This window comes from Succinatimonas hippei YIT 12066, assembly GCF_000188195.1.
GTDB lineage: Bacteria > Pseudomonadota > Gammaproteobacteria > Enterobacterales > Succinivibrionaceae > Succinatimonas > Succinatimonas hippei.
Map to the genome: position 1 here is coordinate 1 of NZ_GL830949.1, position 13,391 is coordinate 13,391.

At 36.3% G+C, this 13,391-nt stretch carries 12 protein-coding genes; 4 read left to right on the forward strand and 8 right to left on the reverse strand.

Annotation, left to right across the window (positions count from 1 at the left end; genetic code table 11):
- Positions 1-30 precede the first annotated feature (30 nt).
- From HMPREF9444_RS01290 to HMPREF9444_RS01300, 3 genes are all read right to left on the reverse strand, one after another.
- The gene (locus HMPREF9444_RS01290) at positions 31-405 is read right to left on the reverse strand and encodes a sodium:solute symporter family transporter (RefSeq protein ID WP_009142504.1); all 375 of its coding nucleotides are present in this window, start codon (positions 403-405) and stop codon (positions 31-33) included.
- An 11-nt stretch (positions 406-416) separates the two neighbouring features.
- Positions 417-632 (reverse strand): hypothetical protein, encoded by a 216-nt coding sequence (locus tag HMPREF9444_RS01295; RefSeq protein WP_009142505.1) that lies wholly within the window; start codon positions 630-632, stop codon positions 417-419.
- A 205-nt stretch (positions 633-837) separates the two neighbouring features.
- Positions 838-1,479, reverse strand: a complete 642-nt coding sequence (locus HMPREF9444_RS01300) for a helix-turn-helix transcriptional regulator (protein WP_009142506.1) — start codon at positions 1,477-1,479, stop codon at positions 838-840.
- A 144-nt stretch (positions 1,480-1,623) separates the two neighbouring features.
- Here HMPREF9444_RS01300 and HMPREF9444_RS01305 point away from each other — a divergent pair, with 144 nt between their 5' ends.
- Positions 1,624-2,730: a D-TA family PLP-dependent enzyme gene (locus tag HMPREF9444_RS01305; protein ID WP_009142507.1), complete on the forward strand. Its 1,107-nt coding sequence runs from the start codon at positions 1,624-1,626 to the stop codon at positions 2,728-2,730.
- Between the two features lie 17 nt (positions 2,731-2,747).
- Complete coding sequence (locus tag HMPREF9444_RS01310; protein ID WP_009142508.1) at positions 2,748-3,221, forward strand: RidA family protein; 474 nt, start codon at positions 2,748-2,750, stop codon at positions 3,219-3,221.
- A 130-nt stretch (positions 3,222-3,351) separates the two neighbouring features.
- Here HMPREF9444_RS01310 and rplI read toward each other — a convergent pair whose 3' ends face one another.
- From rplI to rpsF, 3 genes are read right to left on the reverse strand one after another with little or no spacing between them, the layout of a single operon-like run.
- Positions 3,352-3,804, reverse strand: coding sequence for a 50S ribosomal protein L9 (gene rplI / locus HMPREF9444_RS01315; RefSeq protein ID WP_009142509.1), 453 nt, complete (start codon positions 3,802-3,804; stop codon positions 3,352-3,354).
- 24 nt (positions 3,805-3,828) lie between these two features.
- A complete protein-coding gene (gene rpsR, locus HMPREF9444_RS01320) occupies positions 3,829-4,059 on the reverse strand; it encodes a 30S ribosomal protein S18 (RefSeq protein WP_009142510.1) in 231 nt (76 codons plus the stop codon).
- 13 nt (positions 4,060-4,072) lie between these two features.
- Complete coding sequence (gene rpsF / locus HMPREF9444_RS01325; RefSeq protein WP_009142511.1) at positions 4,073-4,492, reverse strand: 30S ribosomal protein S6; 420 nt, start codon at positions 4,490-4,492, stop codon at positions 4,073-4,075.
- A 385-nt stretch (positions 4,493-4,877) separates the two neighbouring features.
- Here rpsF and sbcD point away from each other — a divergent pair, with 385 nt between their 5' ends.
- Together sbcD and HMPREF9444_RS01335 are read left to right on the forward strand one after the other, a co-directional pair.
- The gene (gene sbcD, locus HMPREF9444_RS01330; protein ID WP_009142513.1) at positions 4,878-6,119 is read left to right on the forward strand and encodes an exonuclease SbcCD subunit D C-terminal domain-containing protein; all 1,242 of its coding nucleotides are present in this window, start codon (positions 4,878-4,880) and stop codon (positions 6,117-6,119) included.
- The gene (locus HMPREF9444_RS01335; RefSeq protein WP_009142514.1) at positions 6,116-9,844 is read left to right on the forward strand and encodes an SbcC/MukB-like Walker B domain-containing protein; all 3,729 of its coding nucleotides are present in this window, start codon (positions 6,116-6,118) and stop codon (positions 9,842-9,844) included. The genes sbcD and HMPREF9444_RS01335 overlap by 4 nt, the downstream gene beginning before the upstream one ends.
- A gap of 116 nt (positions 9,845-9,960) precedes the next feature.
- On the opposite strand, the gene rlmB is transcribed toward HMPREF9444_RS01335, so the two are convergent.
- Together rlmB and rnr are read right to left on the reverse strand one after the other, a co-directional pair.
- Complete coding sequence (gene rlmB / locus HMPREF9444_RS01340; RefSeq protein ID WP_009142515.1) at positions 9,961-10,725, reverse strand: 23S rRNA (guanosine(2251)-2'-O)-methyltransferase RlmB; 765 nt, start codon at positions 10,723-10,725, stop codon at positions 9,961-9,963.
- A gap of 94 nt (positions 10,726-10,819) precedes the next feature.
- Entirely contained in the window at positions 10,820-13,369 is a 2,550-nt protein-coding gene (gene rnr, locus HMPREF9444_RS01345; RefSeq protein WP_009142516.1) for a ribonuclease R, read from the reverse strand.
- Positions 13,370-13,391: the final 22 nt, after the last annotated feature.

The window sequence follows — 13,391 nt, forward strand, 5'->3', positions numbered from 1 at the left end:
CCTTAACCGGTCTACTCTACGGGGTAGAGTTCATGTTGAGGAGTGCAATTTATCGCTAAAGAAGTCAGCTTGCGTTACATAATTTTTATTACCTGCAACTCTTCGTATAATCGGAGCAACTAAAAAGAAAACCAAACCTGCTAATGCGGAAGATGTAAAAGCAAAGCTCCACTCAACACCACCTCTATAAACTTCAGCAACGCCACCTAAAAATAGAGATGAGCTATACCAAGTTGCCATAGAAGTAAAGAAAGTTAAAACAACACCTAAGCCTCTAGAGCCCAAAAAATACTCACTAGTAGAAGAGCTTTGTTTTTTTGCTGCTTTTTTACCAAAGGCCGGAGCAAGACCTACGATAACAGTCGCAATAATGACTGAAAACATAATTATGATCGTGGAATTCATTTCTTTTTCTCCTAATCAGGATTTGCTTTATTAGCAATTACGGCATAAATTGCGCATAGAATCGTTAACAGAATTGCAGGTAAAACACTCCAAAACAGGAAAAACGGCATTCCTAAAATCATTGGATAAATCTTGTTTGCAAAGAGAAGAAAAGGACTTCCCGTTAATAGAACAGAGATCAACATTAATATGCGTAAAACACGCAAGATGGGTAGATCTTTTTCCATATATACACTCCAAATTAAAAATTAGAATCAACAAAATTTTCTTACAAAAATTTTGATCAAAATATAACATATTTTTTGAAATATCAGCATTTTTCTAAAATAAATATTGATTTTGATCAAAAAAAATTTCAAATTTGGAGCATAAAAAAAGATAGGTCTTTAGCCTATCTTTTTATATAAAATTAAAATTCAATATAAAAAATAATTATTCATACTTTTTTATATCTTTTAAATATGCATACAATGTATATTTCGAAATATCTAAAAACTCGCACACCTTATCGCTTGAATTTCTAACTAAAAAAGCTCCCTTCTCATCTAAAAATCTTATTAAATTGAATTTATCATTTTTACTCATCTTGTCCAAACATAAATTATTTAAATTTAAATATTCATGTATCAAAATTTCAACTATATCATTTAAATCAGGAACAAAATGCTCTTTTGATTCCGAATTATCCTCTTGATAAGTAAGACTTTTTAAAAAACCTTGCGCTTTAAGTAAATCTGTTATATCAAGATTAATGCAAAATGAACCAATAATTTTTCCCTCATCATTCTCAAAATAGATAGAAGAAGAGCGCAAAATTTTTCCACTTGCAGTATGCGTTATATATCCATATCGATCAGAGCCCTTTTGAGACCCTCTTAATACTTCTAAGCCTAAATTAGTACTCGGACCACCTTCTCTTCTTCCTGTCACATGTCCATTTTCTATAGCAACAATCGAATGATCTAGACCTTTAGTTAAATCATGAAGAACAACCTCGCAATTATCTCCAAATTGATGTGATATAACCTTCATAAAACGTTGTAATATAGGCATTATTTCGTTAATTGTTTGCATAATTAGATCCTTTTGCAAAGTAATTTGTATTGTAAGACAAAATAAAATTATTTTTTCAACAACTCATCACAAAATAATTTATTTGAAATATAATATTTATCAAAATTTTTGTATGAAAATTTTCGATTAACGGAGTTGCTAGTTATGTATGAAATAAAAGATCATGAAGAGATAATCTCTCCTCAACTCATTTATTATAAAGATATTATTGATCAAAACATTAATAAAGCCGTTAATATGGCTCACACTTCTGAGCGCTTATGGCCTCATGTCAAAACACATAAAATTCCGCAAATGGTAAACAATCTTGTCAAACACGGTATAACAAAATTTAAATGTGCCACCATTGCAGAATGCGAAATGGTTGCAAATACGCCTGCGACAGATATTTTATTAGCCTATCCATTAATCGGGCCAAATATCAAACGCTATATAAAGCTTCAACAAACATTTAGAGAAAAAAAATTCTATGCCATCGGAGACAATCTTGAACAAATAAAATTATTGTCAAAAGAAGCTGTATGCACTAATGAAATAATTCATTTCTTTATTGACGTAAATATGGGAATGAATAGAACTGGAGTACCTATTGAAAAACTTAATTTACTTGCAGACGGTATAAAAAATTTAAAAAATATTCAATTGTGTGGCTTGCATTGTTACGACGGAAATCATAATGACAAAGATTTAATTAAACGTCGTGAGTCAGTTGATACAACAATGAATCAATTAATGCCAATTATAGAAAAAATCAATAAAGATTTTAATATTAACTTGATAATTATCGCAGGCGGCTCACCAGCATTCCCTTGTTATGATAAATACGAAAAAGTATATTGTTCACCCGGAACATTATTCGTTAATGACTACGGATACGAATGCAATTTACCAGACATGAAATACCAGCCTGCAGCATGCGTTTTAACTAGAGTGATCAGTCATCCCAATAATGGTATTTTCACAGTTGATTGCGGCTATAAAGCAATCGCATCAGATCCAAAGGTACTAAGAGGAGAAATAGTAGGTTTATCCGATAAAGTTGAGGAGTTATTCCAAAGTGAAGAACATTGGGTTTTTAAAATGAAACCAGGATACGAACAAGATATTCCGCAAATCGGATCCGTTCTTTATATTATTCCGACACACATTTGCCCCACTACTGCATTATATCCATTTGTGTTAGTTGCAGAAAAAGGAAAAATTGTTAACAAATGGGATGTTGTTGCCCGTAACAGAAAAATTTCTATTTAATAAAACAGGAGAAATAAATGTCAAACGTATACGATAAGCTCAATGCAATGGGAATCACTTTACCGTCCCCTCCTCCAAAAGGTGGTGTTTATACTCCAGTTGTTGAGTTCGGCGAGAACAGCAAGCTTTTATATTGTTCAGGTTGCGGTCCTGCACTTGATAACGGTGAAAATGTTGTTGGTAAAGTAGGTAAGGATTTAACTTTAGAGCAAGGACAAAAAGCTGCTTACAACTGTATGTTAAATCTCCTTGCCAATTTACATGCAAAGACCGGTGATTTAAATAAAATCAAACGTTTTGTAAAAGTCTTAGCTTTTGTTAATTCTGCAGATGACTTCACCATGCAACCTCAGGTTGTTAACGGTGGTTCTAATTTGTTAAAAGAAATTTTCGGTGAAAACATCGGAGTTCCTGCTCGCACAGCTATAGGTGTAAATACTTTACCAGGCGGAATTGCATGCGAAATCGAAGTATTAGTCGAAGTTGAATAACAAACTTTAATTAATGCCCATTGTTATAAACAACTTGATTAAAACATTGACCAATCAGGTTGTTTATAAAAAATAAAAAAGGCGAATATTTTTAAATACTCGCCTTCTTTTTTAATCGCGTTTTACTGAATTATTTATCAGCAGCGATAACCAACTTAATTACAGACTTAACATCTGCGTGAAGCTGGAGAGCAATTTCGTACTCACCGACAGAGCGTAAAACACCCTCAGGGAGACGAACTTCACTCTTGTGAATTTCGCAGCCTGCTGCGGTCAAAGCGTCAGCAATATCACGGGTTCCGATTGAACCGAAGAGTTTGCCTTCGTCGCCGGCCTTAGCAAGAATAGTTACGGTACCAATTTCAGCAAGCTTAGCTGCACGATCTTCGGCGGCTTTGAGCTCAGCTGCAATCTTAGCCTCGAGTTCAGCACGCTGAGCTTCGAATTTAGCTAAGTTTTCTTTAGTAGCCATAACGGCTTTCTTTTGAGGTAACAAGTAGTTGCGGGCATAACCGTTGCGAACTTTAACCTTGTCACCGAGTCCGCCCAAGTGAGCGAGTTTATCAAGCAGAATGACTTCCATTTTGCAATTCCTTTAAAAACCGAATTAACGGCTATGAAGATCGGTGTAAGGTAAAAGTGCTAAATAGCGAGCACGCTTAATAGCGGTAGCGAGCTGACGCTGATATTTAGCGCTGGTACCGGTGATACGGCTAGGAACAATCTTACCTGATTCGGTAACATAGTTCTTTAATAAAGCAACATCCTTGTAATCGATTTCAGTTACGCCTTCAGCAGTGAAACGGCAGAACTTACGACGATGGAAATAACGAGCCATTTTCAAGTTCTCCTTATTCAGCTACTGTTTCTTCGGCAGCTTCAACAACTTCGGCTTCTGCTTTAGCAGCATGCTGACGCTGTTCGCCGTCATCTTCACGAGCACGGCGCTCTTCGCGAGCCTTCATCATAGGAGACTGCTCGGTAACCGGGCCGTTAGTACGAATAACAAGATTACGAATTACGGCATCGTTAAAACGGAAATTGTTTTCAATGCTGTCAATTGCTTCCTGCTCAGCTTCAACGTTCATTAAAACGTAATGAGCTTTGTGCAATTTCTGAATCGGGTAAGCCAACTGACGACGGCCCCAATCCTCTAAGCGGTGAATCTTACCGCCGGTCTTTTCGATCTCGCCCTTATAGCGCTCGATCATACCCGGTACCTGATCGCTCTGATCCGGATGTACCAGGAATACGATTTCGTAGTGACGCATGAATAAATGCCCCTTACGGTAGAAGTCTGAAAATATCAGTCATTATTCAGACAAGGAAGCTAACGCGGTTTTTTCCATCTAAAAAACTCACGCGACTGAAACGGCAAATATTTTACTGCTTTTTTTATAAATTTCAATAAATGAAACCATCTATTTTTTCTTAAAAAGGCAAATCTATGCCGTTTTAAGCGTATCAGCCAAACTTCCAATCAAAAGAAACAAAAATTTTTCCCTTAACCTTTTCAAATTAAGAACACCGTACCCCATATCATCAGTTTAGCCCATTAAAAATTCAGCAAAAATCAAAGATATTTAAATTCTATAGCAAGTCTCCATGAAACCTAGTAATTTATAAATACATATTTCTATTACGGCAGCACGCTTTATGTTAAAAATTCTTCATACCTCGGATTTGCATCTTGGCAAAAATCTGTACGGAAAATCCCGAACCGATGAGTTCTGTCAAATCTTAGATCAGCTTACAGAAATAATAAAAAAAGAAAACATTGATGTTCTTTTGATAGCGGGAGATATTTTTGACTCATCCATGCCCGCACTTGACGCACAAAAACTTTACTACGACTTTCTTGCCAAACTTACTAAAACAAAGCTAAAGCATACAGTGCTCATTGCCGGGAACCACGATTCTCCGAACTTTCTAAAAGCTGCCGATCCTTTACTTTCCTCTTTTAATATTCATATCGTATCAAGCATTGATATTGAAAATATCAATAAAGAAATCATCGTATTAGAAGATAACGGAATTCCTTTTCTAATCATATGCGCCATCCCCTATCTTCGTGAACGGGATATAAGACGTATTTTAATAGATGAAAACGAGGATGAAATACACGCTGAATATAAAAAAGCAGTTATCGGACATATAAGAAAAGTATCCGCTAAGGCATTTTTAAAACAAGAAGAGATATTAAATAATTACCATATTAAAATTCCGGTAATCGCCATGGCACATCTTTTTATGATTGGTGACGCTATAAGCGATACTGACACTGCACGCGATCTTTTTGTCGGATCGCTCTGCCCGATTGAAGCCGACGCTTTTGATCCACGCTATGACTACATTGCACTAGGACACCTGCACACCGGACACAAAATCAAGCAAAACGAATATATTCGTTATTCCGGCACTCCTCTTCCCATGAACTTTGGCGAAACGGAAACCAAACATGCTTGCCTTATCGAATTTGACAAAGATGATAAAAAACTCTCTTTAATTCCGTTTTCCCAAACTAAAAAACTAGTCAGAATAAAAGGCGATTTAGACATAATAAGCAGGCGATTAAAAGAGCTTAAAAAAGAAAACATACCTTTTATGGTTGAAATTCTTTTAGAAGGACAAGAAGACGCAATAACCATAAAAAACCGCATCGATAGCCTTACGTCAAATTCTTTAATTGAAATTTTAAGAATAAAAGACAATCGCTGCTTTGGTAAAGCATTATCACAATATGATGAAATAAAACAACTTACTGATTTAAATGAAGACAGCGTCTTTTTACGACTTTTGGAATCTGCAGGAATTGAAGAAAAAGATCGTCCTGAATATATAAGTACATATAAAGAAATCAGGAGATTAATGATAGATGAGGAGGCTGATGCAAAATGAAAGTTTTACGAGTAGAACTGTCTAACCTTAATTCTTTACGCGGAACTTTTAATATTGACTTTACCGATGAAGCCTTTACATCAAGCGGTATTTTCGCCATCACAGGCCCTACCGGTGCAGGAAAATCAACTATTTTAGACGCTATTTGCCTTGCTCTTTACTCAAAAACTCCGCGTCTTAACGATGTAGGCAGCACCAATGAGATCATGACGCGTTCTGAAGGAACGTGTATGGCAAGGGTGATTTTTGAAAGTGCGCATAAATATTATCTTGCCTCCTTTGAACAGCATAGATCCCGAAACAAGATGGGTGGAGCGCTGCAAAATAAAACCCATCTTTTAATCGAACTTGATAAAGATCTTAAAGGCGGGAAAGATATTGCTTCAGGACGCAACGTCCCTAACAAAGTTGCAGAAATTACCGGTCTTGATTTTGACAAGTTCACTAAATCTATGCTCCTTGCGCAAGGTAATTTTGCCAACTTTTTAAAATCAAATGACAATGAGCGTTCCGAGCTTCTTGAAAAACTCACCGGGACAGCAATCTATTCACGAATATCTCAATTTGTCTATCAAAAAGACAAAGAAGCTAAACTGCTTTTAGATCACCTTAAAGAATCTCTTGAACATATTGAGATTCTTAATGAAGAAGAATTAAAGGAAAAAGAAAGTGCAGTAAATGAAATTACGGAAAAAGTAAAACTTCTGGAAAATGAGAATCAATATTTATATACGACCTTAAATAAATTTACCGAATTTAACAAGGCAAAAAACTCAGCTCAAGCTCTTAAGCTTGAACAAGAGTCTCTTTCTGCAAAATTTACAGAGTTTAAGCCTAAAGAAATAAAAATTTACAATGCGCAACAAGCTAATTTAATCAAAAACGACTATTTTAGCTTGAAAGATAAAGAAAAAAGTATACAAGAACTTAATGATGATATTGAGTTTTTAAATACTACATTATCTGCACTTAAAGAAAACAAAAACACATTAGAGACTGATCTTAAAAGCAAGAACGCAGCATTTTTAAAGCAAAAGGAAAAAGCAGACGCTTTTAAGAAAGTTTCAGATAAAGTAATTGAACTCGATGCAAAGATTGAAGCGGGAACAGACGAACTTAATCAATTACAAAACAGTCAAAAAAATTTAATAGAAAAAGAAAGTATTTGTAAAAAATCCATAGAAAACAATAATAAATCTTTACTAAAGCTGCAAAGCGAACACAAAAAGTTATCTGAATACTTAAAAGAGCATATTATTGACGCAACGCTTCCTGAAGTCATTTCTGTACTGCAAAACAAGCTTGAGCAAATTAATACTTTGTTTTATAAAGATTTAACCGGCAAAGTTCAAGAAAGCAGCGCCTTAGATGCTGCAATTAAAAAACTATCTGAAGAAAATGAAAAAAACGCAGTCTCTTTAGAGAAAAATGAGACGGAGCTTAACAAATTAAATGATAAAGAACAATCGGTTAACACACAGCTTGCAGCATTGCTTGCAGGCAAAAATATCCAAGAGTACAGACAGTCTGCCGAAAATTATTCAGCGTTAATCAACGCCTCAGATAAACTTCTTGAGACTTACAAAAAGCACAATCAAGACTCTTCAAAACTTAATGAACTTATTTTAGATATTTCAAAACTTACTCAAAATCAAAGTAAGAATTCTCAGCAGCTAAAAGATAAAAGCAACGAGCAATTGTTAGTGCAAAAAGATCTAAAACTAAAAGAAACGCTATACAACTTAAAGCAAAAAGCTATGACTTTTGATGAGCAGCGTCATCAGCTTAAAGAAGGTGAGCCGTGTCCTTTGTGCGGCAGCACCGTTCATCCGTATGCATCTGACTTAATTCCCTGGACAGATAAGGATGAAATTGAACTTAACAATCTTAAAGAAAGATATGAGGCTCTTGAAAAAGACATTCACACACAAAATATTCAACTTATAAAAATCAGCGGCGATATTGAACACAAAGAAAAACAAAAACAGACATTACTGACAGAAATAGCCAATCAACAAACTGTTATAGAAGAAAGAGAAAAAACGCTGTCAGAACAGCTGTCCATCCTAAATATAAAAGGCATAGATGAATATAACGCAAACAACATATTCGATCTTAAAGATAAATTTTCTTTTTCTCTTTCACAAATACAAAACATCATCAAAGATGTGGATAACATCAATGATGAGAAACAAAAGATCTTAAATCAACTTTCTAAAGTTCAAACACAAGTTAACACACAAAGACAACAACGTGCCGTAATAAACACCGAGATCAATGAAAAAAGCTCTCGCTATACAGTTCTTAATAATGAAATTTCTAATTTAAAACAAGAAATTGATGAAAAGTGCAGTGTTTTAAGCAATGCATTTTCAAATCACCTGATAAAAATTGATAAAACTGAAAGTGTTGATGAATATCTAAAAAAATTTTCTAGCGCCATTTCAGTTTTACAAAATAAAAATGATGACTACAAAAAGAATCAAAAAGAAGAGGAAACCTGCAGACAAAAAATTGTTGAAAAACAAAGTATAAACGATGCTGAAACTGCAAAATTACATTTAATTGCAACTCAGTTAAACGATATTACTAAGGATTATGCAAAAAAAGACCAAATGCTTTCTTTTGTTAAAGAAGAGCGCTCCAATCTTTTTGGCAATAATAATGTTAAAACTTATCAAACTGAGCTTGATGAAACTTTGGTAAATTTGGAAAATTCAATAAAACAAATTTCAAATAATATACAAAACATCACCTCGCATATAGCTCAAAAAGAAGGATCTTTAAGCGTCAAAGAAAAAAACCGCCTCTTACTCAGCACTCAATATTCCATTGATAAAAATGCTTTCATGAATGCACTTCAAGCTCATCAATTCTTAAATGTTGCAGATTTTGAGCACTCTTTAATCGACGATAAGGATCTTAACGTACTGATAAATGAACAAAAACACCTTCAAGATCTCTTGCTGTCGCTTACTACCAAAATTACAGAAAATCAAAAACTAATTGACGCAATGTCAGACGATCCGGATTTAAAGCAAAACGAAGAAGAATCAGCGCTAAAACTTCAAAACAATAAAGCAGAACTCAATAAACTAAGTGAACAAAAGGGATATTTGCGTTCCCTTATTGAAAAACATTTTGATAATGCCAAAAAATTCGATGAGAAAGCAAAAGAATATAAAAAACAAGAAGATATTTATACAAGATATCATCGCCTTTGCTCTCTCATAGGAACCGCCGACGGCAAAAAATATCGTAAATTCGTACAGAATATATCTCTTGAATATTTAATCAATCTTGCCAATCGTGAAATGTCAAAACTTACCGATCGCTACAAGCTCTGTGTAAGTAATGATGAAAAAAGACCGCTTGAAATTGACGTTATTGATCTATATCAATTCAGCTGTCATCGTCCCACTTCAAATCTTTCGGGAGGTGAAACATTTTTGGTAAGTCTGGCCCTTGCCTTGGGTCTTTCCAAAATGGCAAGCCAAAATGTTCAGGTAAACTCTCTTTTTCTTGATGAAGGTTTCGGTACGCTTGATGACGAAGCCCTTGAAAGCGCTCTTGATACTCTCGCTTCATTGCAAAAGGAAGGTAAACTTATCGGAGTAATTTCACATGTAGCAAAATTAAAAGAAAGAATAAGAACTCAAATTGAAGTGCAAAAATTGGCAGGAGGATACTCAACAATTAAAGGTGCCGGATGCTCCAGAACATAACGATTATGCCGTCGTTAAAATTATATAAAACATAATTAGTTAACAAGCTTACTAAAAGACAGCACAAACTATCGGCAGGAAATTTTTTACTATTATGCCGATAGTTCCGGATTGAATTAACGAACAGATCTTTGTCTTACCGCTTCAAAGAGCGCAATACCTGCCGCTACTGAAACATTCAGGCTTTCAACTCCTTCAGCCATCGGGATTTTAGTTATATCATCACACTTTTCACGAGTAAGGCGGCGCATACCGCTTTCTTCAGATCCCATAACAATAGCAAGAGGTCCGGTTAAATCAGTAGCATAAATATTGTCTGATGCCTCACCGTCCATACCGATCACTCTAACAAAACGCTCTTTTAACATTTCAAGCGTTCTTGCCAAATTGGTCACGGCAAAAAGGGGCAGAACATCAGCAGCGCCTGACGCAGCCTTTCGGGCAGCAGGAGAAAAAGATGCAGATTTATCTTTGGGAACAATTACGCCGTGAGCTCCTGCTGCCCATGCCGAACGCATAGCAGCACCTAAATTACGCGGATCAGTCACACCGTCAAGCACCAGGAAAAAAGGATTTTCTAGAGTATCAAGCAACTCTTCAAGATCTCCCTCATTTTTAGGAGGCGTTGCTACCATCTCAATAACCACTCCCTGATGTACGCCGTTATCGGTGATTTCATCCAAAGTATGACGCATCGCAGTCTGGACTTTGATTCCATAATTATTCATCAAAGCCATAATACGGGAAATCCTTTTATCATCCTCACGTCCTTTAATTATAAAGGCGCTAACGATTTTTTCAGGTGCTGTCTCCAAAGCCGCTTCAACAGCGTTTACCCCATATACCAATTCACGATTCTGCTTACCGTTTCTACGTATCATTTTTTGTTCCCATCTAATATCTTGAGACCTAAAAGAAAGGCAGCCAAGTTTAGCACTTATTCTGCCTATCTTCGATAAAAACTATACTTCAAAATTACTTTTTACGCTTCTTTTTACCATTTTTACTACCGGTTGCATTTTTCTGGCTTTTCGCTTTTTTCTTATGTCTCTTTCCGTGTTTTTTATGCTCCGAGCTTTCAGTAAAAAGAACTTCATCACCGAATTCTTCAGCTACAGGAAGATTTTTCTTGGGTTGCTCCTCCTCTCTTAATACAGCATCCTCTGCTGTGGCTGTTTGATTTCTCGTTATATCGGCAATTGATTTAAAAAATGCGTCCTTATCAACAGCAGTATTTATTACTTTAGCTTTTACTTGTGATTTCTTGCTCTTTGTTTTCTTTTTACCCGCCGTACTCCGAATCATGATACGGTTTTCATTGGTATCAGGGAACAACTCTATCTTATGTTCATCAGTATTGATTCCGGCCAAAATAGCTTTAATCTTATCTCCTACTGCAAAAACTCGGCCGGTACCGCCGCGTAAAGTCTGCGAACGCTCATTAAAGGTCATGAACTCATCAAAAGAAGCGATGTGGATCATACCGTCGATGTAAAAATCATTTAGGCGTACGAAAATACCGAACTTAGTACATGCTGTAATCGTTCCGTCCAATGTCTGCCCGATAAACTGCTTTAAATACTCACATTTAAGATCTGCATCGACGTCCATCTCGGCATAAAAGGCTTCAACCTCGCGCTCTGAACAGCGTGTACCTAAAACCTGCAGTTCTTCTTTAGTGTAAGCGCGAGCTCCGATTTTACCCCAGTCACGTTTTTTCTCTTTCTCAAGTAAATGTTTAATCACTCGATGCAGCTGCAAATCAGGATAACGGCGAATAGGAGAAGTAAAATGCGCATACTTTTCAAGTGCCAATCCGAAATGTCCGATATTATCAGGACTGTATTCGGCTTTTGACAAACTGCGAAGTAAGAGTTCTCCTATGATTTTATTATCTTCACGCTTTTCAATTTGCTTAACGAAACGGGCATAATCCATAGATGAAGGGTCATCTCCGCCGGGAAGCTCCAAACCGATGCGGCTTAAATAGGCTTTAAGCGCAGTAAGTTTCTTTTCCGTAGGCTTGGCATGTATACGATACAAAGTATGAGATTTTCGTGAACTTACAAACTCGGCAGCTGCAACGTTGGCGGCAATCATGCACTCTTCAATAAGCATGTGAGCATCATTTCTTACAACCGGGCTTATGCCTGATATTTCAAGATTTTCATTAAAAATGAATTTAACTTCCTCACTTTCTATATTAATTGCTCCGCGATTATCTCGAGCTTTACGCAAGGCCTTATACAAATCATGCAAAACGCTTAAATCATGAATATAAGGTTTATGCTCCTCAAACTCACATGATTGCTCACTTATCATACGCCAAGCTTCTGTATAAGTAAGTCGTGCATGTGACCTCATTACGGCAGGATAAAATGAGTATTTTTTGGTTTTGCCGCTATTGTCGATGCTAAGCTCACACACCATACACATACGATCGACATTAGGATTTAAAGAACAAATACCGTTTGACAATTTTTCAGGAAGCATCGGAACTACATAGTTAGGGAAATATACTGAGTTGCAGCGCAGCAATGCTTCTTTATCCAGCAAAGTTCCCGGTTTTACATAATAAGAAACGTCGGCAATCGCCACATAAAGAGTCCAGCCTTTTTCTTCTTGTCTTGCATAAACAGCATCGTCAAAGTCGCGAGCATCCTCACCGTCAATTGTTACCAAGGGAAGATCTCTTACATCAACGCGCCCTTTTAACTCATCCTGCTTTACGACACTAGGAACGCGGCTTAAAGATCGAATAAGGTTATCCGGCCATGAATTAGGAATATCATGCTTTAAAATTGCTCTTATTATCTTGTCGTTTAAAGAGCCTAAATCCTTTACTACTTTTCTGGTTTTAATAAGGCATGAAAACACTTGACGCTTGGTAATTTCAGCAATCACGATGTCGCCGGGCAAAGCCTCTCCCACAGCCTCGGGAGATTCAAATACAAAGCGGATAAAGCCTAAATTCGGCTCATCAGGAATAAGTTCGATATGATTTTTCTTAAGCTGCTGTATTCTGCCGATGACCGCTGCTCTTTTTGTCACCAACTCAAACACATAAGCCTTGCCGCTGTCATAATTTGCTTTTACTTTTGCTTCATCTCCTGGCAGCAGCGCAAATTTGGTAACTAAAGAAAATTCCCTGCCCTTGTCATCCTCGATGTAATAAACAAAGTCATCTGTTCCTGAAGTGTTGAGTTTTTTGGCACGAATTTTAGCAACAAATTCTTTTAATGCGCCGGGGCGGGAATATGCCGAATAGTCGCCGATCAAAACAAGCGAGCCCTCATTTACCAATTCAGCGGCAAGAGCCTCGTACTGATCTTTCGTTATATTAAGAAGAGAGCCCTTATAACCTACTGATGAAAGCAAATAAGACATAAGACTTAAAGATTTTACGTCATTAAAATTAATCTTATAAAGACATAAAACCAAATATAAAGCGCATTTTAAGTTGCTTTGCGCAGTGCCTTGAGGCGCATTTTTATCTTTTAAGATTCGATCATATACTTCTTGCATTTTAAGTCTCTCTTTTTTACCG